19 protein-coding genes and 1 pseudogene are annotated in these 25237 nt (G+C 62.3%); 17 read left to right on the top strand and 3 right to left on the bottom strand.

The window, feature by feature from the left end; translation table 11 throughout:
- Positions 1 to 95: 95 nt before the first annotated feature.
- Together FW796_RS07595 and edd are read right to left on the bottom strand one after the other, a co-directional pair.
- Positions 96 to 1052: a glucokinase gene (locus FW796_RS07595; RefSeq protein ID WP_346632411.1), complete on the bottom strand. Its 957-nt coding sequence runs from the start codon at positions 1050 to 1052 to the stop codon at positions 96 to 98.
- Positions 1049 to 2875: a phosphogluconate dehydratase gene (gene edd / locus FW796_RS07590; RefSeq protein WP_346632412.1), complete on the bottom strand. Its 1827-nt coding sequence runs from the start codon at positions 2873 to 2875 to the stop codon at positions 1049 to 1051. Before edd ends, FW796_RS07595 begins: the two co-directional genes overlap by 4 nt.
- 223 nt (positions 2876 to 3098) lie before the next feature.
- Between edd and gap the strand changes: the two genes are divergently transcribed.
- The 9 genes and pseudogenes from gap to FW796_RS07545 all read left to right on the top strand — a co-directional run bounded on the left by gap (position 3099) and on the right by FW796_RS07545 (position 12624).
- Complete coding sequence (gap, locus tag FW796_RS07585; protein ID WP_102880664.1) at positions 3099 to 4103, top strand: type I glyceraldehyde-3-phosphate dehydrogenase; 1005 nt, start codon at positions 3099 to 3101, stop codon at positions 4101 to 4103.
- A gap of 15 nt (positions 4104 to 4118) precedes the next feature.
- On the top strand, positions 4119 to 4583 hold the full coding sequence (locus tag FW796_RS07580; RefSeq protein WP_346632413.1) for a methylglyoxal synthase: 465 nt from the start codon (positions 4119 to 4121) through the stop codon (positions 4581 to 4583).
- Positions 4584 to 4658: 75 nt separating this feature from the next.
- The gene (locus FW796_RS07575) at positions 4659 to 5177 is read left to right on the top strand and encodes an RNA polymerase sigma factor (RefSeq protein WP_346632414.1); all 519 of its coding nucleotides are present in this window, start codon (positions 4659 to 4661) and stop codon (positions 5175 to 5177) included.
- Between the two features lie 113 nt (positions 5178 to 5290).
- A complete protein-coding gene (locus FW796_RS07570) occupies positions 5291 to 6262 on the top strand; it encodes a FecR family protein (RefSeq protein ID WP_404937528.1) in 972 nt (323 codons plus the stop codon).
- A gap of 119 nt (positions 6263 to 6381) precedes the next feature.
- Positions 6382 to 9000 (top strand): TonB-dependent receptor, encoded by a 2619-nt coding sequence (locus tag FW796_RS07565; RefSeq protein ID WP_346632416.1) that lies wholly within the window; start codon positions 6382 to 6384, stop codon positions 8998 to 9000.
- A 112-nt stretch (positions 9001 to 9112) separates the two neighbouring features.
- Positions 9113 to 9721: a biliverdin-producing heme oxygenase gene (locus FW796_RS07560; protein ID WP_346632417.1), complete on the top strand. Its 609-nt coding sequence runs from the start codon at positions 9113 to 9115 to the stop codon at positions 9719 to 9721.
- Between the two features lie 118 nt (positions 9722 to 9839).
- Positions 9840 to 10253, top strand: a complete 414-nt coding sequence (locus FW796_RS07555; protein ID WP_346632570.1) for a YbaN family protein — start codon at positions 9840 to 9842, stop codon at positions 10251 to 10253.
- A 151-nt stretch (positions 10254 to 10404) separates the two neighbouring features.
- A pseudogene (locus tag FW796_RS07550) lies at positions 10405 to 11766 on the top strand (PDC sensor domain-containing protein); the annotation flags it as partial.
- A 102-nt stretch (positions 11767 to 11868) separates the two neighbouring features.
- Positions 11869 to 12624 carry a methyl-accepting chemotaxis protein gene (locus FW796_RS07545; protein ID WP_402885635.1) on the top strand — a complete coding sequence of 252 codons (756 nt, stop codon included), beginning with the start codon at positions 11869 to 11871 and terminating at the stop codon, positions 12622 to 12624.
- 81 nt (positions 12625 to 12705) lie between these two features.
- Here FW796_RS07545 and arcD (FW796_RS07540) read toward each other — a convergent pair whose 3' ends face one another.
- Complete coding sequence (gene arcD / locus FW796_RS07540; RefSeq protein ID WP_346632419.1) at positions 12706 to 14133, bottom strand: arginine-ornithine antiporter; 1428 nt, start codon at positions 14131 to 14133, stop codon at positions 12706 to 12708.
- Positions 14134 to 14585: 452 nt separating this feature from the next.
- On the opposite strand from arcD (FW796_RS07540), the gene arcD (FW796_RS07535) reads away from it, so the two are divergent.
- The 8 genes from arcD (FW796_RS07535) to gcvP all read left to right on the top strand — a co-directional run bounded on the left by arcD (FW796_RS07535) (position 14586) and on the right by gcvP (position 25208).
- Positions 14586 to 16013, top strand: a complete 1428-nt coding sequence (gene arcD / locus FW796_RS07535; RefSeq protein WP_221811109.1) for an arginine-ornithine antiporter — start codon at positions 14586 to 14588, stop codon at positions 16011 to 16013.
- A gap of 53 nt (positions 16014 to 16066) precedes the next feature.
- A complete protein-coding gene (gene arcA / locus FW796_RS07530; RefSeq protein ID WP_123726159.1) occupies positions 16067 to 17323 on the top strand; it encodes an arginine deiminase in 1257 nt (418 codons plus the stop codon).
- Positions 17324 to 17400: 77 nt separating this feature from the next.
- A complete protein-coding gene (locus FW796_RS07525; RefSeq protein ID WP_123726158.1) occupies positions 17401 to 18411 on the top strand; it encodes an ornithine carbamoyltransferase in 1011 nt (336 codons plus the stop codon).
- Between the two features lie 88 nt (positions 18412 to 18499).
- Positions 18500 to 19429, top strand: coding sequence for a carbamate kinase (gene arcC / locus FW796_RS07520; RefSeq protein WP_346632420.1), 930 nt, complete (start codon positions 18500 to 18502; stop codon positions 19427 to 19429).
- A gap of 71 nt (positions 19430 to 19500) precedes the next feature.
- Positions 19501 to 19860, top strand: coding sequence for a DUF5064 family protein (locus FW796_RS07515; protein ID WP_102860580.1), 360 nt, complete (start codon positions 19501 to 19503; stop codon positions 19858 to 19860).
- Positions 19861 to 20034: 174 nt separating this feature from the next.
- Entirely contained in the window at positions 20035 to 21543 is a 1509-nt protein-coding gene (locus FW796_RS07510; RefSeq protein WP_346632421.1) for a sigma-54-dependent transcriptional regulator, read from the top strand.
- A 415-nt stretch (positions 21544 to 21958) separates the two neighbouring features.
- Entirely contained in the window at positions 21959 to 22342 is a 384-nt protein-coding gene (gene gcvH, locus FW796_RS07505; protein WP_102860578.1) for a glycine cleavage system protein GcvH, read from the top strand.
- Positions 22343 to 22352: 10 nt separating this feature from the next.
- Positions 22353 to 25208, top strand: a complete 2856-nt coding sequence (gene gcvP / locus FW796_RS07500) for an aminomethyl-transferring glycine dehydrogenase (protein WP_446439201.1) — start codon at positions 22353 to 22355, stop codon at positions 25206 to 25208.
- Positions 25209 to 25237 lie beyond the last annotated feature (29 nt).

Raw genomic sequence — 25237 nt, 5'->3', positions numbered from 1 at the left:
TATTGTTAGGCAGGGAGCGCGATTATGCCTGATGGTGGGAGGCCTGTTACGGCCTCTTCGCCGGCAAGCCGGCTCCTACACCCTGCTGCCAGGCGTCAACCCTGGGCCTGTTCCAACGCCACGCCGGCGCCGGTCAGCCCGGAATAGGGCGCGGTCACCAGCCACACCGGGATGCCCTTGAAGTAATCGCTCATGCAGCCCTTGTCGGCAAAACTCTTGGCAAAGCCGCTGTGGATGAAGAAGTCGGCGAAACGGGGAATCACCCCGCCGACGATATACACCCCGCCCCGAGCGCCCGTGGTCAGTACATTGTTGCCCGCCACCCGCCCCAGCCAGCAGCTGAACTGCTCCAGCACTTCCCGGGCAATCGGGTCGCCGGCCAGCCCGGCAGCGGTGATGGCTTCCGGGGTATCGAGGCGCGGCTCATGGCCGTCCACCGCGCAGATCGCCCGGTACACCCGAGGCAATCCACTGCCGCTCAGAGCGGTCTCGGCGCTGACATGGCCAATCTCATCGTGAATGTGCTGCCACAGTTGGGTTTCTCGCGGGCTGCTCAAGGGCAGGTCGACATGGCCGCCCTCCCCCGGCAAGGCCATGTAGCGGCCGTCACCGAAATTCAGCAGGGTGCCCACCCCGAGGCCAGTGCCCGGCCCTATCACCACCGCCGGACGCAAGGGTTCGGCGACTCCTTCGCAGACCACACGAAACTCATCGGGCTGCAAGCGGGTCATGCCCAGGGCCATGGCCGAGAAGTCGTTGACCAGCAGCAACTGCTCCACCTGCAAGGTCTGGCAGAACGCCTGGCGGCTCAGGCGCCAGTGATTGTTGGTAAAGCGGAACTCGTCGCCGCTGACCGGACCGGCCACCGACAGGCATACCGAACCAATGGAACCCAGGGCCAGGCCCTGGTCTTGCAGGTACGCCTTGATGGCGTCTTCCGGGCAGCGATAGTCCGCCGTTGCGTGGACCTGGATCGCGTCCAGTTGCTGGTCCTTCCACAACGCGAACCGCGCGTTGGTGCCACCGATGTCACCGACCAGGGCCAGTTTCAATTAAGCGTCTCCAGAGCAGAGGTAAAGGCGCTGGCGCCCTGCTCTGCCGAGCTGAAGGCCATGCGCATGAAAGCGAAGAGTTCGCGGCCGGTACCGACGTTGTTGCCCAACAGGCCCTTGGCCGGCTCGCGAGCTGCGAATTCTGCGGCGTCCACCTTAAGCTCAAGGGTGCCCTTGACGCCATCCACACGAATGATATCGCCATCCAGCACCCGAGCCAGGGCACCACCCACCTGGGCTTCCGGGCTGACATGGATCGCCGCCGGGATCTTGCCCGAGGCGCCGGACATACGCCCGTCGGTGACCAGCGCGACCTTGAAGCCTCGGTCCTGCAGCACACCGAGGAAGGGCGTCATCTTGTGCAGCTCGGGCATGCCGTTGGAGCGCGGGCCCTGGAAGCGCATCACCGCGACGAAATCTTTCTCCAGCAGTCCGGCCTTGAAGGCATCGGCCAGGTCCTGCTGGTCCTGGAACACCACGGCCGGGGCTTCGACGACCTGATGCTCGGGAGCCACCGCGGAGACTTTCATCACCCCGCGGCCGAGGTTGCCTTCCATGACCCGCAAGCCGCCTTCCGGGGAGAAGGCCCGAGCCACCGGTCGCAGGATGTTTTCGTCGAGGCTTTCGATCGGGCCGTCGCGCCATACCAGTTTGCCGTTATCGAGGAACGGCTCCTGGGTGTAGCGGCTCAGGCCGGGGCCGGCCACGGTATTGACGTCCTCGTGGAGCAGGCCGGCTTCCAGCAGCTCGCGGATCAGGAACGACATGCCGCCCGCTGCCTGGAAGTGGTTGATGTCGGCCTTGCCGTTGGGATAGACGTGGGACAGGGTCGGCACCACCTCGGACAGGTCGGCCATGTCCTGCCAGGTCAACTGGATACCTGCCGCCTGGGCGATGGCTGGCATGTGCAGAGTGTGGTTGGTGGAACCGCCCGTTGCGTGCAGGGCAACGATGGAGTTGACCAGGCAACGCTCGTCGACGATTTCGCCGATGGGCATGAAGCTGCCGCTCTGCTTGGTCAGGCGCGTGACCTGCTGCGCAGCTTCGTAAGTCAGCGCATCACGCAGCGGCGTGTTGGGGTTGATGAACGAAGCGCCCGGCAAGTGCAGGCCCATGACTTCCATCAGCAACTGGTTGGTGTTGGCGGTGCCGTAGAAAGTGCAGGTGCCCGGGCTGTGGTAGGACTTCATTTCCGACTCCAGCAGCTCCTCGCGGCTGGCCTTGCCTTCGGCATAACGCTGGCGCACATCGGCCTTCTGCTTGTTGGAAATCCCCGACACCATCGGCCCGCCCGGAACGAAGACCATCGGCAGATGACCGAAGCGCAGGGCCCCCATCATCAGGCCCGGGACGATCTTGTCGCAGATCCCCAGCATCAGCGCGGCGTCGAACATGTTGTGGGACAGCGCCACCGCGGTAGACAGCGCAATCACCTCACGGCTCGGCAGGCTCAGTTCCATGCCCGCCTCGCCCTGGGTCACGCCATCGCACATGGCCGGGGTGCCGCCAGCGAACTGGCCCACCGAACCGATCTCCCGCAGGGCTTTCTTGATCTGCTCGGGAAAATGTTCGTAAGGCTGGTGGGCCGACAACATGTCGTTATATGACGAAACAATTGCCACGTTGGCCGCGTTCATCATCCGCAGGCTGTGTTTGTCGTCGGCGCCACAACCGGCCACGCCATGGGCGAAGTTCGCACACTGCAGCTTGCCCCGCTGCGGGCCGTCGCTGGCGGCGCCCCGGATCAAAGCGAGATAGGCCTGGCGAGTGGCGCGACTGCGGGCAATAAGCCGTTCGGTGACCTCAAGAACGCGGGGATGCATGTGTAGAACTCCAGGCTAACGGATGTGGCGACCTGTTTGTCTATGCTGATCAGAAGCGTCGCCAACCAGGGACGGCGGAGGACTTTCCTGACCATTTGGACCAGTTGATTCAGGTCACTCGTTGTAGATAAGACAAAATATTGCCACTAAAAAGGCTTGTTTTCTATTTCTATGCGAATAATCTTGTAATTCCAACAACAAATTTAACGACAGGCGTTTGCACATGACTCTTCGAATCGCAATCAATGGTTTTGGCCGTATTGGCCGTAACGTCCTGCGCGCACTCTATACCCAAGGCTATCGTCAGGATCTGCAGATCGTCGCCATCAACGATCTGGGAGACAGCGCGATCAATGCCCACCTGCTGAAATACGACACCGTCCACGGCACTTTCGACGCCGAAGTCCAGCACGACCAGGAAAGCCTGACCGTCAACGGCGACCGCATCGCCGTCAGCGCCATCCGCAACCCGGCCGAACTGCCCTGGGCCGCGGAAAAGATCGACGTGGTCTTCGAATGCACCGGCCTGTTCACCGACCGTGCCAAGGCTGCCGCCCATCTTACTGCCGGCGCGCGCAAAGTGATCATCTCGGCCCCGGCCAAAGGCGCCGACGCCACCGTGGTCTATGGGGTCAACCACGACATTCTGCGCCAGTCGCACCAGGTCATTTCCAACGCTTCGTGCACCACTAACTGCCTGGCCCCGGTGGCCCAGGTGCTGCATCGCGAGCTGGGGATCGACAACGGCCTGATGACCACCATCCACGCCTACACCAACGACCAGAACCTCACCGACGTCTATCACAGCGACCCCTATCGCGCCCGCTCGGCCACCCAGAACATGATCCCGAGCAAGACCGGCGCCGCTGAAGCCGTCGGCCTGGTACTGCCGGAACTGGCGGGCAAGCTGACCGGCATGGCGGTACGGGTACCGGTGATCAACGTATCCCTGGTGGACCTGACCGTGACCCTCAAGCGCGACACCACGGCCGAAGAGGTCAACGCCCTGCTCAAGAGTGCCAGCCAGCATTCGAAGATCCTCGGCTACAACACCCTGCCGCTGGTCTCCAGCGACTTCAATCACAACCCGCTGTCGTCGATCTTCGACGCCAACCACACCAAGGTCAGCGGCGGTCGCTTGCTCAAGGTACTGGCCTGGTACGACAACGAGTGGGGCTTCTCCAACCGTATGCTGGATAACTGCCTGGCCCTGTGCAACGCGGAATAAAACGGATATTCGTCGATGATCGGTATCAGTTTCACGCAAAAGACCATGGCGGCGCGCAAGCGCATCGCCCTGGTCGCTCACGACCACTGCAAGGTCTTTCTGCTGGACTGGGCCGAGCGACAGAAGTCACGACTGGTCGAACATGAACTGCTGGCCACCGGCACCACCGGGCTGCTGCTGAGCAAACGCCTGGGACTGCCGGTGGAAAGCATGATCAGCGGCCCTCTGGGCGGCGATCAGCAGTTGGGCGCGCAGATCGCCGAACAGCGGGTCGACCTGCTGGTGTTCTTCTGGGACCCCTTCGAACCCCAGCCTCACGATCCGGATATCAAAGCCCTGCTGCGCGTGGCGGCGGTATGGAACATTCCCGTGGCCTGCAACGAGTGCAGCGCCGACTACCTGCTCAGCAGCCCACTGATGAGCCAGGCCCACGAACACCGGATTCCCGACTACCAGGCGTACCTGGCCGCTCGGGGATAAAATCACACAAGGCTTGACCATTGACGTAGATGACAATCATTATCATCTGCTGCAAAAAATGGATCAGGCCTTGCTGTGAGTCAATCGCACTTCAACCACGTCTTCCTCACTCAACGAATTTCTCTGCTGCGAACGCTGGAGCGGATGGTCAACAACCACAGCACCGCCGAAGACCTACTGCAGGAAACCTATCTGCGAGTGACCCGCGCGCTCAGCGAGCGACCGATCACCCACCTTGAGCCTTTCGTGTTCCAGACCGCACGCAACCTGGCGCTCGACCACCTGCGGGCGCGACGCATCCAGGGCCGCACCCTTATGGAAGATGTGCCGGCGGAGGTGGTGGAGAACGTCGCCGCGCCCGTCAGCAGCGCCGAAGACGCCGCCCACGCCGAACAATTGCTGGAGCGCCTGAACCTCAGCCTCGGCCAGCTCAGCCCGCGCCAGCAGCAGATCTTCATCCTCAGCCGCCTGCACGGCCACAGCTATCAGGAGATCGCCGATGAGCTCGGGGTTTCGCTGAGCACGGTGCAAAAGGAATTGAAACTGATCATGGCCATCTGCATCGGCGTCGCCGAACGTCTCGACGGCCAGTGAGTTTCAACCGCTGAGCAGAATGACTGCGTCAGCCCCAGGCCTTTGTTAACCTTGGCCGGCTTTCGCTCTCTCTTGAAAAAACAGCTGCGCACAGACGCCGCCGAGGAACACCCGTGACGGATTTTCACAGCGCCGAGCCGCCCAACCCTGCCGGCTCGCACTCAAGCACCCTTGCCATGGATCAGGCGCTGGATTGGCTGATCGAGCTGGAACATCCGAACGAGGAACAAGTGCGCCAGTTTCACCAGTGGCTGGCGGCTTCACCGCTCAATGCCCAGGCCTTCGAGAAGGCCCAGGCCATCTGGAACGGCCCCCAAGTGGCACTCTGTGCCCAGGCCCTGGCCACCCCCGCGCCGAAGGTTTCACGCCTGGCCCGCCTGCGCCCTCATTGGAAGCCACTGGCCACTGCCGCGGTGCTGGTGCTGGGGCTGTTCAGCTTCAGCAACCTGCCCCTGCGCCTGCAGGCCGACCACCTGACCCTGGTCGGTGAACGCCAGCGCCTGCAACTGGAAGACGGCTCGAAGGTCCTGCTCAACACCAACTCGGCGTTTTCCAGCCAGATCGACGATCACCAGCGTGTGGCCCGGCTGTACCAGGGCGAAGCCTTCTTTGAGATCCCGGCCACGCTCGGCCTGCCCCTGGAACTGGACGCTGGTCCGGTCCGGGCCAGCGTGCGCGACACCGCCTTTGCCGTGCGCTATCTGGACGGCGTCGCCCAGGTCCAGGTGCAGCGCGGCGATATCGACCTGCGGGCGACCCATGCCGACCAGCGCATTCGCCTGAAGGCCGGAGAAAGCGTACGCGTTGGCCCTCAGGGTTTTGAGCACCCGGCCAAGCTCGATGCCGGCAAGGACCTGGCCTGGGTCGAGGGTCGCCTGGTGTTCGAGAACTGCCCCCTCAACCAGGTGCTGGCGGAACTGCGACGTTATTACCCGGGCTGGATCGTCAATAACAACGAGCAGTTGGCGAATGTTGCCGTCACCGGCAACTACCGCCTGGACCAGCCCCTGGATGTGTTGCGCTCCCTGGCCCATATCACCTCGGCGCAGCTCTCGGAATTCCCGGCGCTGGTGATTCTCAACTGAGAATAATTATTTTTACGCGATAGCCAGGGGTCATACGTCTCGTTATAGCCAATGCAACTGATTCGCATTTTGAATGCGTATCTGCACCTATAAGATTCGTGCGACCCGGAGCGCTCTCGATGTCCCCTCGCCTCAACAGCCGATCCTCTGTTCCCTGTACCCGCCTGCAGAACTGCACCCTGTCGCTGCTCACCGCGGCGATCCTGCTGGCCGGCGCTCACGCCACTCCTGTCATGGCGGCCGATGCCCCGGCGCCTTCCAGCCAGCGCATGGGCAACTACAACTTCGCCATTGCCCAACAACCGCTGGTCTCGGCGCTCAATGCCTTTACCGCAGTCACCGGCTGGCAAGTGGGCCTGCCCGCCGAGCTGGCTGCCGGCGTTGCCTCCCCCGGCGTACGCGGCTCGCTGCCGCCGGAAAAGGCCCTGGATCGGCTGCTCGGCGGCACCAACCTGAGCTACCGCAAGCTGGGCAACAACAGCATCGTTCTGGAGAAACGCAGCGGCGCCAACGTGGTGAACCTGCAGCAAGTGACCATCAGCGCCACCCGCCAGGAGCAGGACATCAGCTCGGTACCCAGCACCGTGAGCGTGCAGACCCGGGAAGAACTCGACCGCCAGAACGTCAACACGATCAAGGAGCTGGTGCGTTACGAGCCTGGTGTTTCGGTGGGCGGTGCAGGCCAGCGCGCCGGTATCAGCGGCTACAACATCCGAGGTATCGACAGCGACCGGATTCTCACCCAGGTGGACGGCGTGGAAGTGCCGGATCACTTCTTCAGCGGCCCTTATGCCAAGACCAACCGCAACTACGTCGACCCGGAAATCGTCAAGCGCGTGGAAATCCTCCGTGGCCCGGCCTCGGTGCTCTACGGCAGCAGCGCCATCGGTGGCGCGGTCAGCTACTACACCCTGGACGCCGACGACATCATCAAGCCCGGCCAGGATTTTGGTGCGCGCCTGAAGACCGGCTACAGCTCGGCGGACGAAAGCTGGCTGAAATCCGCCACTGTCGCCGGCCGGGCCAGCGATTTCGACGGCCTGTTGCACCTGAGCCAGCGCGACGGCCACGAAACCGAGTCCTATGGCAGCAACAACGGCACCGGTCTGAACCGCACTGCCGCCAACCCGGAAGACGCCCGCACCACCAACGTCCTGGCCAAGCTCGGCTGGAACTATGCGGACGACGCACGCCTGGGCCTGACCTACGAGAAGTACAAGGACGACCGCGACACCAACCAGAAAAGTGCGGTGGGCGGCCTGTTCCTCAATGGTGTTGGCCAGAACTGGTATCGCTCGCGCGTCGGCAACGACACCATCAGCCGCGAACGCTTCGGCCTGGAAAACAGCTTTGCCCTGGAGTCGCCCATCGCCGATCGGATCAAGTGGAGCCTGAACTACCAGATCGCCAAGACCGACCAGACCACCTCCGAACGCTATAACCCGGTGTCGATTTTCAGCCCGGTGGCCCGTGACGTGCAGCGCGAGCGGAAAACCCTGTACCAGGAAAAACAATGGGTGTTCGACGCTCAGTTGGACAAGGCCTTCGCCCTGGGTGAAACCGATCACCAGTTGACCTACGGCACCACTCTCAAGCAGCAGAAAGTCACAGGCTCGCGCTATGGCACCGCCAGCTGCCTGGCCGTCGGTGCCGGCTGCACCGCGGTTGGCGCGCCGAGCCCTTCCGCCGGCGACAGCGTAAAGAAGTCCAGCGACTTCCCGGACCCGACCATCAACACCTACAGCCTGTTCGCCCAGGACCAGATCAGCTGGAACGCCTGGACCTTCACCCCTGGCCTGCGCTACGACTACACCCAGCTCAAGCCGAAACTGACGCAGGAGTTCCTCAATGTCGCCAACCCCACCGGCAACTTTCCGGTCAGCGACGACAAGAAGACCTGGCATCGGGTTTCGCCCAAGTTCGGCCTGACCTACAGCTTCGACGAGCACTACACCGCCTACGGCCAGTACTCCGAGGGCTTCCGCACGCCGTCGGCCAAGGCGCTCTACGGCCGCTTTGAAAACATCACCACCGGGTACATCGTCGAGCCCAACTCCAACCTCAAGCCAGAAACCAGCAAAGGTTACGAAACCGGCCTGCGAGGCAATTTCGACGCCGGCTCCTTCGATGTCTCGGTGTTCTACAACCAGTACCGCGACTTCATCAACGAAGACGCCATCACCGCCGGCGCGCTGCAATCGGTGATCCAGAGCAACAACATCAAACACGCCACCATCAAGGGCGCCGAAGCCAGGGGCCGTCTCAACCTCGATGCCTTCGGTGCACCACAGGGCCTGTACAGCATCGGCTCGCTGGCCTACGCCTACGGTCGCAACAATGACAACGGCGAGCCGATCAACAGCGTCAACCCGCTCAAGGGCGTGTTTGGCCTCGGCTACGACCAGGACAACTATGGCGCGCTGCTGAGCTGGACCCTGGTCAAACGCAAGGACCGGGTCGACAACAGCACCTTCAAGGCCCCGGATGGCCGCACCACCAGCGGCCAGTTCAAGACACCGGGCTACGGCATCCTCGACCTCAGCGGTTTCTACAAGGTCACCGACGACCTGACCGTGAACGCCGGCCTGTACAACCTGACCGACAAGAAATACTGGAACTGGGATGACGTGCGCGGCTACGACAGTGTCGGTGAAGCCGGGCAGACCGCACCCGCCAACCTCGACCGCCTGACCCAGCCCGGCCGCAACTTCTCGGTCAACCTGGTGTGGGATATCTGACGCCAAACCGCCTCACTGCTCTTTTTCATCCAGGGCAGTGAGGATTTTTTACTGTGTCGCGTCTTCTTGTTCGTCTAGTCACTAAGTGCCTCTCATTCTCAAGGACATCTGCATGACCTCCCAGGATTCCTCCCAGCGTCATCACCTGCGCTCCCAGCGTCTGAACCAGATCACCCACGAGCCCCATTCCAAGCTCGACGCCCTGGTCAAGGCCCACGCACCGTTTGAAACCCAGGGTGCCTTCGCTCGCTTCGTGGTAGCCCAGTACCTGTTCCAGTCGGAGCTGGTGGAGCTGTACAACGATGCCGAGCTGATCAAGATCGTCCCCGATCTGGCCGAGCGCTGCCGCGCCGAAGCGGCCAAGGCCGACCTGGCAGACCTGGACACCGAGGTCCCGGCACCGGTAGCCGGCGCAGTGCGCAACCCGAGCAAGGCCGAAGCCCTGGGCTGGATCTTCGTCTCCGAAGGCTCCAAGCTCGGCGCCGCATTCCTGATCAAGCGCGCCGTGGGCCTGGGCCTGAGCGAAACCTTCGGTGCCCGGCACCTGGGCGAGCCGGCTGGCGGTCGTGCCGAAGGCTGGAAGACCTTCACCCGCATCCTCGACGGCCTGGAATTCACCGCCGAAGAAGAAGCCGCAGCGGAGAAAGGCGCCCTGGATGCCTTCAACCGCTTCACCGTACTGCTGGAACAGGCTTACTCCAGCGCTGCACAACCGGCCTGACCTCCTGTAGTTGCGAGCAGGTGGCGCGCCAGGCGTGCCCCCTGCCCGCAGCGGTATTTTGTCGGCCACTGCCATTCCCGGATTGAGCCGTACGGCGCGTTACCTCATCATCGAAGCCATGACCCCCACTCGCCCCTCCTCGTCGAAAATATCCCGCCTGCTGTTTGGCGCGCTGGCTTACATCAGCCTGGCTATCGGCCTGATCGCCATCGTCGTACCGGGTCTGCCCACCACCGAATTCATCCTCCTGGCCGCCTGGGCCGCTACCAAGAGTTCGCCACGCCTGAGTGCCTGGATGGAGAGCCACCGGCTGTTCGGCCCGATCCTGAGCAACTGGCGCAACGGCCGGATTGTCAGCCGCAAGGCCAAAATCAGCGCCACCCTCAGCATGCTGCTGTGTGCCGGCCTGATGCTGACCCTGCTCAACCATCACTGGACGATGTACGCCGCCATCGCCGGCATGACCCTGGGCAACCTGTGGATCTGGTCGCGCCCCGAAGCCTTGCCGCAAACCTGCCCCCCGCCCCTGTAGCAGCCGGCTTGCCGGCGAAAGCCACCTGAGAATATGCATCAACTTGGCGGCCCTCTTCGCCGGCAAGCCGGCGCCTGCACGACGAAGGCCTGCGCCCTACCGTTCGTCGGCTAAAACTCACGCAAAAGCCGGCCAAGCCGATGTTCCGGACATGGCGCTGAATGGACTTGGCGACCGGAATCAGCCGATTCCGTGCTTTCCATCCGTCCTTTCGCGAGATCGCCCCATGTTCGACTCTCTCTCCATCCGCCTGAAAATCGTGCTGTTGTCCGGACTGTGCCTGTTGGGCGTGGTGGCGCTGATCGTCGGCATGAACCTCTATCAGAGCCAGCAGAACAATCAACTGGTGAACACGTCCAGCACGCGGATGCTGACAGCCGGAGTCGAGGACCTGCTGCAGGCCAAGGCAGCCGAACAAGCCGCGCGCATTCAGAAAACCTTCGGCGAAAGCCAGCTGGTGATCACCGCCCTGGCGGATCAAGTCCGGGACCTGCGAGACCTGGCCAACAAGCGCGGCCTGGATGCCCCGGCCCTGCGTGAAGAACTCAACCGCAGCCTGAAAACCGCCTTCGAGCGCAACCCCAAGGTGCTCGGCATCTGGCTCGCCTACGAGCCCAACGCCCTGGACGGCAAGGACAGCGAGTTCGCCAACGACGCCACCCGCGCCTCCAACGAACGCGGACGTTTCGCCACCTACTGGAGTCGCGCCGGCGGCCAGCAACTCAATACCGTGATGGCTGAGGAGGACATGACCAAGACCACCCTCAACCTCAGCGGCACGCCCTACAACATCTGGTACACCTGCCCCCGGGACAGCCGACGCATCTGCCTGCTCGATCCCTATGCCGACACCATCGGCCAGGACAAGAAGCAAGTGCTGATGACCACCATCTCCCTGCCACTGCTGGTGGACGGCAAGGTGCTGGGCGTGATTGGCGTCGACATCGCCCTGGACGCCCTGCAAGCCGCCGCTGTCGAGGCCCAGCGGGACCTGTTCGACGGGGCCGGGCACATGATGATCCTGGCCGGCAGTGGGCTGCTGGCCGCTGTCGGCGCTGATGCCGGCCAGGTCGGCAAGAACATCAATGAAACCTTTGGTGCCCAGGGCAAGGACATCCTCGCGACGCTCGCCGGCAGCCAATCGAAAGTCCTGCAGCAAGGCGACTTGATCCGCGCGGTCTATCCCTTCAGTCCGATTGCCGATGCCAAGGCCTGGGGCGTGACCATCGACCTACCACAACAGGTGCTGCTGGCGGACTCGGTCAAACTGCAGACCCTGCTGGATCAAGCCCAGACCAGCGGCACCCTGAAGACCCTGCTGGTCGCCGTCGGTGCCGGCCTGCTGGGCCTGCTGCTGATGTGGCTCAGCGCTTCCGGCGTGACCCGGCCGATCAACAGCGTAGCCGAGATGCTCAAGGCCATCGCCAGCGGCGACGGCGACCTGACCCAGCGCCTGAACTACAGCAAGAAAGATGAACTGGGCGAGCTGGTGAGTTGGTTCAACCGCTTCCTCGACAAGCTGCAACCGACCATTGCCCAGATCAAGCAAAGCATCACCGAGGCCCGCGGCACCGCAGACCAGTCTTCGGAAATCGCCCGCCAGACCAGCGAAGGCATGCAAGTGCAGTTCCGCGAGATCGACCAGGTGGCCACCGCGTCCAACGAAATGAGCGCCACCGCCCACGACGTCGCCAACAGTGCTTCCAATGCCGCGCAGGCCGCCCGTGGCGCCGACCAGTCGGCCAAGGAAGGCATGACCATCATCGAACGCAGCACCCGGGATATCAGCCTACTGGCCGACGAGGTGAGCAAGGCGGTGGGTGAAGTCGAAGCCCTGGCGGTGAGCAGCGAGCAGATCGGTTCGGTGCTGGAAGTGATCCGCAGCATCGCCGAGCAAACCAACTTGCTGGCCCTCAATGCGGCCATCGAAGCGGCCCGTGCCGGCGAAAGCGGTCGCGGCTTTGCGGTGGTGGCCGATGAAGTGCGCAACCTGGCCAAGCGCACCCAGGACTCGGTGGAAGAAATTCGCGTGGTGATCGAACGCATCCAGAGCGGCACCCGTGACGTGGTGACCACCATGCACGCCAGCCAGAGCCAGGCGCAGAACAACGCCGGACAGATCCAGCAGGCGGTCCAGGCCCTGGGCAAGATCAGCGACGCGGTCACCGTAATCAGCGACATGAACCTGCAGATCGCCAGCGCCGCCGAGCAACAGAGCGCGGTGGCCGAAGAGGTCAACCGCAACGTCTCGGCGATCCGCAGCGTGACCGAAACCCTCACCGAACAGGCCAGCGAATCGGCTCAGGTGAGCAGCCAACTGAACGCCCTGGCGACTCAGCAGATGAAACTGATGGATCAGTTCCGGGTGTAACACCCAGCAGGCCTCTGACCTCGCGACATCGGTCAGAGGCGCTGCCGATCACCACAGATTATCGATACCGCGACTGTTGAATCACAACTTCAGCAAGCCGCTGTACAGCCCGTAAGCCGCCAGCGACGCCCCCATGAGCACCGCCGTGAAGATCAGCTTCTCCAGCGCCGTGAACAACGGCTCGCCCTGCTCGCGCTTGGCCTTGGCGAACAGAATCACCCCGGGCGCATACAACAGGGCCGACAGCAGCAGGTACTTCAAGCCGCCGGCGTACAGCAGCCAGATGGCGTAGCTCAGGGCCACGACGGCGACGAACAGGTCCTTCATCCGCTCCCGAGAGGCTTGCTCGTAGGTTTCCCCACGGCCGCTGAGCAACACCGCGTAGGCCGCCGACCACAGGTAGGGCACCAGGATCATCGACGATGCCAAATAGATCAGGCTGGTATAGGTGCCCGCGGAAAACAGGGTGATCAACAGGAAGATCTGGATCATCACGTTGGTCAGCCACAGGGCATTGACCGGCACATGGTTGGCGTTCTCCTTCTTCAGGAAAGCCGGCATGGTCCGGTCCCGGGCCGTCGCATAGAGAATCTCCGCGCACAGCAGGGCCCAGGACAACAGCGCCCCCAACAGGGAAATCGCCAGGCCGATGCTGATCAGCAAGGCGCCCCAGGGGCCGACGATGTGTTCCAGCACCGCCGCCAGGGAGGGGTTCTGCAGCGTGGCCAATTCCGGCTGGCTCATGATCCCCAGGGACAGCACGTTCACCAGCACCAGCAACGCCAGCACTCCGAGGAAGCCGATCACCGTGGCCCGCCCGACATCCGCGCGCTTCTGCGCCCGAGCCGAATACACGCTGGCGCCCTCGATGCCGATGAACACGAACACCGTGACCAGCATCATGTTGCGCACCTGATCCATCACCCCGCCAAAATTCGGATTGCTGCGTCCCCAGATATCGCGGGTGAAGATGTCGGCCTTGAACGCCACGGCAGCAATGACGATGAACATCACCAGCGGCACAATCTTCGCCACCGTGGTCAATTGGTTGATGAACGCCGCCTCCTTGATCCCGCGCAGCACCAGAAAATGCACGGCCCACAGCAGCAATGACGCACAACCGATGGCCACCGGGGTATTGCCCTGGCCGAACACCGGGAAGAAATAGCCTAGGGTGCTGAACAGCAGGACGAAGTAGCCGACGTTGCCCAGCCAGGCACTGATCCAGTAGCCCCAGGCGGACGAAAAGCCCATGTAGTCGCCGAACCCCGCCTTGGCATAGGCATAGACTCCGGAATCCAGCTCCGGCTTGCGGTTGGCCAGGGTCTGGAAAACGAACGCCAGGGTCAGCATGCCCACCGCAGTGATCCCCCAGCCGATCAGCACCGCACCGGCATCGGCACGGGCGGCCATGTTCTGTGGCAGGGAAAAGATCCCACCGCCAATCATCGAGCCCACGACCAGAGCGATCAGTGCACCGAGTTGAAGCTTCTGCGCCGGTTGTGTCATTCCTACCTCTGCCTCAGTGAGTCGATCTGGCGATAAACCTACAGTTTATTAAATAACGTCTACAAATGTGCGTCTAACAGTAACAGTCAATTAATCATCCTTTATCCGCACAGGCTTTAGATACCCTGCAGAAGGCACTGAATAACCGACTGTTTTGTTATGTAAATGTACTAAGTGCCATCACTACCAAGTGATTAATCGAACACGCGTGAAGATTTGCACATTCTTCAAAACGGTCTAGCTTCAAACGTCGCTGGCAATGAGAACCCCTATTGATCAGGAGATCAAAAAGCCTCTGGAATGGCCCTCTCAGGGCAGCATTCTACCTCTCGCAATAAATCTTAAGTCATTCATTCACAACGGAATGCAGCGATGAACTGATCTAAGTCAGCTGTTCGGATTGCAAGCAGATTTACTCTGACGTCTCTCTTCTCCTGCATTGGAGTCATGCAATGTCTGAATCCCCCGGTAAACTAAGACTGGGCGCCTTAGTCGCCCTGGTAGTGGGTTCCATGATTGGCGGCGGGATCTTTTCCTTACCGCAAAACATGGCAGCCAGTGCCGATGTCGGTGCAGTTCTTATTGGTTGGGCAATTACCGCTGTCGGCATGTTGACCCTGGCATTTGTCTTCCAGACCCTGGCCAATCGCAAACCTGATCTGGACGGTGGTGTATATGCCTACGCCAAGGCCGGATTCGGCGACTACATGGGCTTTTCTTCGGCCTGGGGCTACTGGATCAGCGCCTGGCTGGGCAACGTCGGCTACTTCGTCCTGCTGTTCAGCACCCTGGGTTATTTCTTCCCGATCTTCGGCGAGGGCAACACCCCGGCCGCGGTGATCGGTGCCTCGATCCTGCTCTGGGCCGTGCACTTTCTGGTACTGCGCGGGATCAAGGAAGCCGCCTTCATCAACCTGGTGACCACGGTTGCCAAAGTGGTGCCGCTGCTGCTGTTCGTGCTGATCGCGCTGTTCGCCTTCAAGCTGGATATCTTCACCGCTGATATCTGGGGGGTGAAGAACCCGGACCTGGGCAGCGTGATGAATCAGGTGCGCAACATGATGCTGGTCACCGTCTGGGTGTTCATCGGCATCGAGGGCGCGAGCATTTTCTCCTCTCGGGCGGAAAAACGCTCGGACGTGGGCAAGGCCACCGTCATCGGCTTCATCACCGTACTGCTGTTCCTGGTGCTGGTGAACGTGCTGTCCCTGGGGATCATGACCCAGCCGGAACTGGCCAAGCTGCAGAACCCCTCCATGGCGGCGGTACTGGAACATGTGGTGGGCCACTGGGGCGCGGTGCTGATCAGCGTCGGCCTGATCATCTCGCTGCTGGGGGCGCTGCTGTCGTGGGTACTGCTGTGTGCGGAGATCATGTTCGCCGCAGCCAAGGACCACACCATGCCGGAGTTCCTGCGCCGGGAAAACGCCAACCACGTACCGGCCAACGCCCTGTGGCTGACCAATGCCATGGTGCAGATCTTCCTGGTCATCACCCTGTTCTCGGCCAGCACCTACCTGTCGCTGATCTATCTCGCCACCTCGATGATCCTGGTGCCCTACCTGTGGTCGGCGGCCTACGCGGTCCTGCTGGCAGTGCGCGGCGAAAGCTACGAACAGGCCCTGGCCGAACGCAAGAAGGACCTGATCATCGGCGGCATCGCCCTGCTCTACGCGATCTGGCTGCTGTACGCCGGCGGGGTCAAGTACCTGCTGCTGTCAGCCCTGCTCTATGCCCCCGGCGTGGTGCTCTTCGCCAAGGCCAAGATGGAACTGCACAAACCGATTTTCACCAACGTCGAGAAGCTGATTTTTGCCGCAGTGGTCATAGGCGCCCTGGTGGCGGCCTACGGTCTCTACGACGGCTTCCTGACCCTGTAACACCGCCTTTCAAGCAACACCCCTGATTGTTTTGTCTCTGGAGGATCACAGTAATGACCACGGAAAAAGTTAAGTACGGCGTCCATTCCGAAGCCGGTAAACTGCGCAAAGTCATGGTTTGCTCCCCAGGCCTGGCCCACCAGCGGCTGACCCCGAACAACTGCGACGAACTGCTGTTCGATGATGTGCTGTGGGTGGCCCAGGCCAAACGCGACCATTTCGACTTCGTCACCAAGATGCGCGAGCGGGACATTGATGTGCTGGAAATGCACAACCTGCTGACCGACATCGTTGCCATCCCCGAAGCCCTGGACTGGATCCTGGAGCGCAAGATCACCGCCAATCAGGTGGGCCTGGGCCTGGTCAACGAAGTCGGCTCGTGGCTGCGCAGCCTGGAGCCACGCAAGGTTGCCGAATTCCTCATCGGCGGCGTCTCGGCCGACGACCTGCCCAGCAGCTTCGGCGGCAAGACCATCGAGATGTTCCGCGACTTCCTCGGCCACTCCAGCTTCATCCTGCCGCCGCTGCCCAATACTCAGTTCACCCGCGACACCACTTGCTGGATTTATGGCGGCGTGACCCTGAACCCGATGTACTGGCCGGCGCGACGTCAGGAAACCCTGCTGACCACCGCCATCTACAAATTCCACCCCGAGTTCACCAACGCCGACTTCCAGATCTGGTACGGCGACCCGGATCAGGAGCACGGCAATGCCACCCTGGAAGGCGGCGACGTGATGCCTATCGGCAATGGCGTGGTCCTGATCGGCATGGGTGAACGCTCGTCGCGCCAGGCCATCGGTCAACTGGCACTGAACCTGTTCAAGCACAAGGCCGTGGAGCGTGTGATCGTCGCCGGCCTGCCGAAGTCCCGCGCGGCCATGCACCTGGATACCGTATTCAGCTTCTGCGACCGCGATCTGGTCACGATCTTCCCGGAAGTGGTGAGTCAGATCGTCGCCTTCAGCCTGCGCCCTGACGAAAGCAAACCGGGCGGCATCGATGTGCGCCGCGAAGAAGCCAGCTTCCTCGATACCGTGGCCAAGGCCCTCAACCTCAAGGCCCTGCGCGTGGTGGAAACCGGCGGCAACAGCTTCGCCGCCGAACGCGAGCAATGGGACGACGGCAACAACGTGGTGGCCGTGGAACCGGGCGTGGTCATCGGCTACGACCGCAACACCTACACCAATACCCTACTGCGCAAGGCTGGGGTCGAGGTCATCACCATCAGCGCCGGCGAACTGGGCCGGGGCCGCGGCGGCGGCCACTGCATGACCTGCCCGATCATTCGCGATCCGATCGACTACTAAGCCTTTAGACGACACGCTCTCCGACCGCGCCTACCCGGCGCCGGTCGGACCGATTACCGAATCCGAGGAAAATAATCATGGCGTTCAACATCCACAACCGTAACCTGCTGAGCCTGGAACACCACACCCCACGCGAACTGCGCTACCTGCTGGACCTGTCCCGCGACCTCAAGCGCGCCAAGTACACCGGCACCGAGCAGCAGCACCTCAAGGGCAACAACATCGCGCTGATCTTCGAAAAGACCTCCACCCGTACCCGCTGCGCCTTCGAAGTGGCCGCCTATGACCAGGGCGCCAACGTCACTTACATCGACCCCAACTCGTCGCAGATCGGCCACAAGGAAAGCATGAAGGACACCGCCCGAGTGCTGGGGCGCATGTACGACGCCATCGAGTACCGCGGCTTCAAGCAGGAAATCGTCGAAGAACTGGCGAAGTTCGCCGGGGTTCCGGTGTTCAACGGCCTGACCGACGAATACCACCCAACCCAGATGATCGCCGACGTGCTGACCATGCGTGAACACGCCGACAAGCCGATCCACGAGATCAGCTACGCCTACCTGGGGGACGCCCGCAACAACATGGGCAACTCGCTGCTGCTGGTGGGCGCCAAGCTCGGCATGGACGTGCGCATCTGCGCGCCCAAGGCCCTATGGCCCCATGACGACCTGGTGCAGCGCTGCAAGCAATACGCCGAAGAAAGCGGTGCCCGCATCACCCTCACCGAAGATCCGAAGGCCGCAGTCAAAGGCGTGGACTTCATCCACACCGACGTCTGGGTCTCCATGGGCGAACCGGTGGAAGCCTGGGCCGAGCGCATCGAGCAACTGCTGCCGTATCAGGTCAACACCCAACTGATGAAAGCCACCGGCAACCCTCGGACCAAGTTCATGCACTGCCTGCCGGCCTTCCACAACAGCGACACCAAGGTGGGCAAACAGATCGCCGAGCAGTATCCGCATCTGGCCAACGGCATCGAAGTCACCGACGACGTGTTTGAGTCCCCGGCCTGCATCGCCTTCGAGCAAGCGGAGAACCGCATGCACACCATCAAGGCGATCCTGGTTTCGACCCTGGCCGACCTCTAACTCGCCTCCCCCTGCCGGGGCTGACTTGCCAGCGAACTGCTGTTCGCCGGCAAGCCGGCTCCTACAGAGCCTCTAGAAGGACTGCATTATGCGTATCGTCGTTGCACTGGGCGGTAACGCCCTGCTCCGCCGTGGTGAACCCATGACTGCGGACAACCAACGCGCCAACATCCGCATCGCCACTGAACAGATCGCCAAGATCCATCCCGGCAACCAGTTGGTGATCGCTCACGGCAATGGCCCACAAGTGGGCCTGCTGTCGTTGCAGGCAGCCGCCTATACCCAGGTTTCGCCCTACCCGCTGGACGTGCTCGGCGCCGAGACCGAAGGCATGATCGGCTACATCATCGAACAGGAACTGGGCAACCTGCTGGACTTCGAGGTGCCCTTTGCCACCTTGCTGACCCAGGTGGAAGTGGACGCCAAGGACCCGGCCTTCAAGAACCCGACCAAGCCCATCGGCCCGGTCTACAGCCAGGAAGAAGCCGAGAAGCTGGCCAAGGAAAAAGGCTGGGCCATTGCCCCGGACGGCGACAAGTACCGTCGAGTGGTGGCCAGTCCCAAGCCCAAGCGCATTTTCGAAATCCGCCCGATCAAGTGGCTGCTGGAAAAAAGCAGCATCGTGATCTGCGCCGGCGGTGGCGGCATTCCGACGATGTACGGCGAGGACGGCAAGCTCAAGGGCATCGAGGCGGTGATCGACAAGGACCTGTGTTCTGCGCTGCTGGCCGAGCAACTCGAAGCCGATTTGCTGGTGATCGCCACCGACGTCAACGCAGCATTCATCGACTTCGGAAAACCCACCCAGAAGGCCATTGCCCAGGCCCATCCGGATGAATTGGAGAAGCTGGGCTTTGCCGCCGGCTCCATGGGACCGAAGGTCCAGGCCGCCTGCGAATTTGCCCGGCACACTGGCAAAGTCGCGGTGATCGGTTCACTCTCGGACATCGAAGCGATCGTCCAGGGCAAGGCCGGTACCCGCATCAGCACGGCAAAAACCGGCATCAGCTACCTGTAAGACGCTTGCTGTGAGAACACGGGGCGGGCCCGGTGCCTGCCCTCATTCAAAGCCCTGGAGGAGAGACGCCTATGGCCATGTTTGAGCCCGGTCACCTGCATATAGAGCGCCATGCGCTGAGCAAGGACGACTTCAGCTACAACCTGTGCATCGACTACGAACTGGCCCAGGACCCCAAGGAGGGTCATGGCATGCTGTTCACCCTGCACGGCACCATTGAAGACAAATCCTTGAAAGAGCAGTTCTTCCTGGCCAAGGACCTGGCCTTTGACTTCGCCCGTCACGCGACCCGCATCGCCCAACAGTACGGCTTGCCCAAGAGCGCCAGCATTGCCTCCATGCACAAGTACTACGACGAGATGTTCGAAGACGTACGCAAGCAACTTAACGTCAAGCCCGGCGACCCGATAAACCCCGAACACCTGGCATGACCTCCCCCCTTCTGTAGGAGCCAGCTTGCCGGCGAAATGACCAGCGCCATGCCTGGGGATCTGGTCCGCCTTCGCCGTCAGGCCGGCTCCTACAACAGCCCCACCGATTTCGACTAAGGCCATCGCCCAAGGCATACTGGCGCCCTTCAGTGTTCCAGAAGCCTCTGCCTCCCCATGCGTATCCACGTCAGCTTCATCGACCGCGTCGGCATTACCCAGGAAGTCCTGGCCCTGCTGGGCGGACGCAATCTCAACCTGGATGCGGTGGAAATGGTGCCGCCCAACGTCTATATCGACGCCCCGACCCTGAGCCCCCAGGTACTGGAAGAGTTGCGCGATGCGCTGTTCAACGTACAGGGCGTGCAGGCGGTAACGGTGGTCGACATCCTGCCCGGCCAGCGTCGCCACTTGCAGTTGGACGCCTTGCTGGCGGCCATGACCGATCCGGTGCTGGCCCTGGACAGCGCCGGCAAGGTATTGCTGGCCAACCCGGCGCTGATTGCCCTGTATGGCCGTGAACCGGCGGGAGAAAGCGTCGCCGAACTGTTTGCCGATGCCGCGCTGCTGGAGGCCCTGCTGGAAAACGGCTTTCGCCTGCCGCTGCGGGAAATCATGGTCAACGGACAGACACTGCTGCTGGACGCCACCCCCATTACCGATGCCGGCGCGCTGCTGACTCTGTATCAACCCAACCGCATCGGTGAGCGACTCTCGGCCCTGCACCACGATCATGCCGAAGGCTTCGATGCGCTGCTCGGCGAATCCCCGGCAATTCGCACGCTCAAGGCCCGGGCCCAACGGGTCGCGGCCCTGGATGCACCGCTGTTGATCCAGGGGGAAACCGGCACCGGCAAAGAGCTGGTGGCTCGTGCCTGCCACGCCATCAGCGCCCGGCACAGCGCGCCCTTCCTGGCCCTGAACTGCGCGGCGCTGCCGGAAAACCTCGCCGAGAGTGAACTGTTCGGCTACGCCCCCGGGGCCTTTACCGGGGCCCAGCGCGGGGGCAAGCCGGGGCTGATGGAGCTGGCCAACCAGGGCACGGTGTTTCTCGATGAAATCGGCGAGATGTCGCCTTACCTGCAGGCCAAGCTGCTGCGTTTTCTCAACGACGGCAGCTTTCGTCGGGTCGGTGGCGATCGCGAGATCAAGGTCAATGTGCGCATCCTCAGCGCTACCCATCGTGACCTGGAAAAGATGGTCGGCGAAGGCAGCTTCCGCGAAGACCTGTTCTATCGCCTCAACGTATTGAATGTCGAAGTGCCGCCGCTGCGCGAACGCGGCCAGGACATCCTGCTGCTGGCCCGCTACTTCATGCAGCAGGCCTGCGCGCAGATCCAGCGCCCAGTGTGTCGCCTGACCCCGGGCACCTACCCCGCCCTGCTGGGCAACCGTTGGCCGGGCAACGTACGGCAATTGCAGAACGTGATCTTCCGGGCGGCGGCCATTTGCGAAAGCAATCTGGTGGACATCGGTGATCTGGACATCGCCGGCACCTCGGTGGCACGGCAGAACGATGCCGAAGTCGAGAGCCTGGAACAGGCAGTGGAAGCCTTCGAGAAGGAATTGTTGGAAACCCTCTACGTCAACTACCCCTCGACCCGGCAACTGGCCAACCGCCTGCAAACCTCCCACACGGCCATCGCCCATCGCCTGCGCAAGTACGGCATCCCCGGCAAGGCCTGACCTGCCCCCTCATCCGTAGGAGCCGGCTCGCCGGCGAAGAGGCCCTCAAGCCCTGTGTCGCTCTTAAGGGCGCTTTCGCTGGCAAGCCAGCTCCTACCTCCCCGCCGCGTCTACCGTTCTAGAAGCGACCTGCAACTGTACTGAAAGCGCTACAGCGGAACGATTTCGCTACACATCCTTGTAATCGCTGCCGTGCAAGGCTTTGATCCTCAAAGCCTTTTTTCTACAGGGCCAGATGTAGCGATTTCGCTACAAGCAAGCCCTTCAGGCTTTTCGATAAAACGCTCAAATCATTGATCTTAAAAGAACAAATCAATATTGGCCGTGTTCTTGCTATGGACATTGCCATTCGGCTCGGCCCTGCACGAGCATTCAATCGCGTCCACCAGACGAGTCTGGCCCTTGAGGAGTTTCCATGAGCGAGTTGCGTTTTACTGAAGATCACGAATGGCTGCGTAGCGAAGCGGATGGCAGTGTCACCGTCGGCATCACGGCTTTCGCCCAGAACGCCCTGGGTGATGTGGTGTTTGTGCAACTGCCGGAGCTGCAGAGCTACGACAAGGGCGCCGAAGCCGCCACCGTGGAATCGGTGAAGGCCGCCAGCGGTGTGTACATGCCCCTGGACGGGGAAGTGGTCGCCACTAACCCGGCCCTGGAAGACAGCCCGGAACTGGTCAACGAAGATCCGCTGGGCGAAGGCTGGTTCTTCCGCTTCATTCCCGCGGATGCCGCCGCTGTCGGCCAACTGCTGGATCAGGACGCCTACGACCGCCTGATCAAAGCCAGCGCCGAAGCCTGAGGAGCCCGTCATGACCGTCAACCTGACTACCGCCAACGAATTCATCGCGCGCCACATCGGTCCGCGCCAGGGCGATGAGCAAGCCATGCTCAACAGCCTGGGCTTCGACTCCCTGGAAGCCCTGAGCGCCAGCGTGATTCCCGAAAGCATCAAGGGCACCAGCGTACTGGACCTGGGCCATGGCCAGAGCGAAGCCGAGGCCCTGGCCTCGATCAAGGCCATCGCCAACAAGAACCAGTTGTTCAAGACCTACATCGGCCAGGGCTACTACAGCTGTCACACGCCTTCGCCGATCCTGCGCAACCTGCTGGAAAACCCGGCCTGGTACACCGCCTACACCCCCTACCAGCCAGAAATCTCCCAAGGTCGCCTGGAAGCCCTGCTGAACTTCCAGACCCTGATCAGCGACCTGACCGGTCTGCCCATCGCCAATGCCTCGCTGCTGGACGAAGGCACTGCCGCCGCCGAAGCCATGACCTTCTGCAAGCGCCTGAGCAAGAACAAGGGCAGCCACGCCTTCTTCGCTTCCGTGCATTGCCACCCGCAAACCCTGGACGTACTGCGCACTCGTGCCGAGCCTCTGGGGATCAACGTGGTGGTGGGCGATGAGCGCAAACTGACCGATGTCAGCCCGTTCTTCGGTGCCCTGCTGCAATACCCGGCGAGCAACGGTGACCTGTTCGACTACCGCGAACTGACCGATCGCTTCCACGCCGCCAATGCCCTGGTGGCTGTGGCCGCGGATCTGCTGGCCCTGACCCTGCTGACACCGCCAGGCGAGTTCGGCGCGGACGTGGCCATCGGCAGCGCCCAACGCTTCGGTGTACCGCTGGGCTTCGGTGGTCCGCACGCGGCTTACTTCTCCACTCGCGATGCCTTCAAGCGCGACATGCCGGGCCGGCTGGTTGGTGTCTCGGTAGACCGTTTCGGCAAGCCGGCCCTGCGCCTGGCCATGCAGACCCGCGAGCAACATATCCGCCGTGAAAAGGCCACCAGCAACATCTGCACCGCCCAGGTACTGCTGGCCAACATCGCCAGCATGTACGCCGTGTACCACGGCCCCAAAGGCCTGATCCAGATTGCCCAGCGCATCCACCAGCTGACCGCGATCCTGGCCAAAGGCCTGGGCGACCTGGGTCTGGCCGTGGAGCAGGAAAGCTTCTTCGACACCTTGAGCTTGCATACCGGTGCCCGCACCGCCGCGCTGCACGACAAGGCTCGCGCCCAGGGCATCAACCTGCGGGTGATCGACGCCGAGCGCCTGGGCCTGTCCCTGGACGAAACCACCACCCAGGCCGACGTTGAAGGCCTGTGGAACCTGCTGGGCGAAGGCAAAGCCGCGCCGGACTTCGCCGCACTGGCGGCTTCGGTCACCAGCAGCATCCCCGCCGCCCTGGTCCGTCAGTCGGCGATCCTCAGCCACCCGGTGTTCAACCGCTATCACTCGGAAACCGAGCTGATGCGCTACCTGCGCAAATTGGCGGACAAGGACCTGGCCCTGGATCGCACCATGATCCCGCTGGGCTCCTGCACCATGAAGCTCAACGCCGCCAGCGAAATGATCCCGGTCACCTGGGCCGAGTTCGGTGCGCTGCACCCCTTCGCCCCGGCCGAGCAAAGCGCCGGCTACCAGCAACTGACCACCGAGCTGGAAGCGATGCTCTGCGCCGCGACCGGCTACGACGCCGTCTCCCTGCAGCCCAACGCCGGCTCCCAGGGCGAGTACGCCGGTCTGCTGGCCATTCGTGCCTATCACCAGAGCCGTGGCGATGACCGTCGCGACATCTGCCTGATTCCATCGTCGGCCCACGGCACCAACCCGGCCACCGCCAACATGGCCGGCATGCGCGTGGTGGTCACCGCCTGCGACGCTCGGGGCAACGTGGATATCGAGGACCTGCGAGCCAAGGCCATCGAGCACCGCGAGCACCTCGCCGCACTGATGATCACCTACCCGTCGACCCACGGCGTGTTCGAAGAAGGCATCCGCGAAATCTGCGGCATCATTCATGACAACGGCGGCCAGGTGTACATCGACGGCGCCAACATGAACGCCATGGTCGGCCTCTGCGCACCGGGCAAGTTCGGTGGCGACGTGTCCCACCTGAACCTGCACAAGACTTTCTGCATTCCCCACGGCGGTGGCGGTCCTGGTGTCGGCCCAATCGGCGTCAAATCGCACCTGGCGCCTTTCCTGCCTGGCCATGCTGCGCTGGAAAACAAGAAAGGCGCGGTCTGTGCCGCCCCCTTCGGCAGCGCCAGCATCCTGCCGATCACCTGGATGTACATCCGCATGATGGGCGGCGCCGGTCTCAAGCGCGCTTCGCAGTTGGCCATCCTCAATGCCAACTACATTTCGCGCCGCCTGGAAGAACACTATCCAGTGCTCTATACCGGCAGCAACGGCCTGGTGGCCCACGAATGCATCCTCGACCTGCGTCCTTTGAAAGACAGCAGCGGCATCAGCGTCGATGACGTGGCCAAGCGCCTGATCGATTTTGGCTTCCACGCGCCGACCATGTCGTTCCCGGTGGCCGGTACGCTGATGATCGAACCGACCGAAAGCGAATCCAAGGAAGAACTGGACCGCTTCTGCGACGCCATGATCCGCATCCGCGAAGAAATCCGCGCCGTGGAAAACGGCGTCCTGGACAAGGACGACAACCCACTGAAAAACGCTCCGCACACGGCGGCAGAACTGGTGGGCGAATGGTCCCATCCGTACAGCCGTGAGCAGGCCGTGTATCCGGTAGCGTCGCTGATCGAAGGCAAGTACTGGCCGCCGGTTGGTCGGGTCGACAACGTGTTTGGCGACCGCAACCTGGTGTGTGCCTGCCCGTCGATCGAAAGCTACCAGGACGCTTGAGCCGTCCATCACTGGAGAGCCGTGCCCCT

Source organism: Pseudomonas sp. 910_21, assembly GCF_052850735.1.
The sequence above is the reverse complement of the archived record's forward strand: the minus strand, read 5'-3'. Positions and strand labels throughout refer to the sequence as shown.

What these genes read in the sequence shown, in the direction of transcription:
- edd (WP_346632412.1), bottom strand. Translation starts at nt 2,875, where the DNA reads ATGCATCCCCGCGTTCTTGAGGTCACCGAACGGCTTATTGCCCGCAGT.
- gap (WP_102880664.1), top strand. Translation starts at nt 3,099, where the DNA reads ATGACTCTTCGAATCGCAATCAATGGTTTTGGCCGTATTGGCCGTAAC.
- FW796_RS07580 (WP_346632413.1), top strand. Translation starts at nt 4,119, where the DNA reads ATGATCGGTATCAGTTTCACGCAAAAGACCATGGCGGCGCGCAAGCGC.
- FW796_RS07565 (WP_346632416.1), top strand. Translation starts at nt 6,382, where the DNA reads ATGTCCCCTCGCCTCAACAGCCGATCCTCTGTTCCCTGTACCCGCCTG.
- FW796_RS07560 (WP_346632417.1), top strand. Translation starts at nt 9,113, where the DNA reads ATGACCTCCCAGGATTCCTCCCAGCGTCATCACCTGCGCTCCCAGCGT.
- FW796_RS07555 (WP_346632570.1), top strand. Translation starts at nt 9,840, where the DNA reads ATGACCCCCACTCGCCCCTCCTCGTCGAAAATATCCCGCCTGCTGTTT.
- FW796_RS07545 (WP_402885635.1), top strand. Translation starts at nt 11,869, where the DNA reads ATGCAAGTGCAGTTCCGCGAGATCGACCAGGTGGCCACCGCGTCCAAC.
- arcD (WP_346632419.1), bottom strand. Translation starts at nt 14,133, where the DNA reads ATGACACAACCGGCGCAGAAGCTTCAACTCGGTGCACTGATCGCTCTG.
- arcD (WP_221811109.1), top strand. Translation starts at nt 14,586, where the DNA reads ATGTCTGAATCCCCCGGTAAACTAAGACTGGGCGCCTTAGTCGCCCTG.
- arcA (WP_123726159.1), top strand. Translation starts at nt 16,067, where the DNA reads ATGACCACGGAAAAAGTTAAGTACGGCGTCCATTCCGAAGCCGGTAAA.
- FW796_RS07525 (WP_123726158.1), top strand. Translation starts at nt 17,401, where the DNA reads ATGGCGTTCAACATCCACAACCGTAACCTGCTGAGCCTGGAACACCAC.
- arcC (WP_346632420.1), top strand. Translation starts at nt 18,500, where the DNA reads ATGCGTATCGTCGTTGCACTGGGCGGTAACGCCCTGCTCCGCCGTGGT.
- FW796_RS07515 (WP_102860580.1), top strand. Translation starts at nt 19,501, where the DNA reads ATGGCCATGTTTGAGCCCGGTCACCTGCATATAGAGCGCCATGCGCTG.
- FW796_RS07510 (WP_346632421.1), top strand. Translation starts at nt 20,035, where the DNA reads ATGCGTATCCACGTCAGCTTCATCGACCGCGTCGGCATTACCCAGGAA.
- gcvH (WP_102860578.1), top strand. Translation starts at nt 21,959, where the DNA reads ATGAGCGAGTTGCGTTTTACTGAAGATCACGAATGGCTGCGTAGCGAA.
- gcvP (WP_446439201.1), top strand. Translation starts at nt 22,353, where the DNA reads ATGACCGTCAACCTGACTACCGCCAACGAATTCATCGCGCGCCACATC.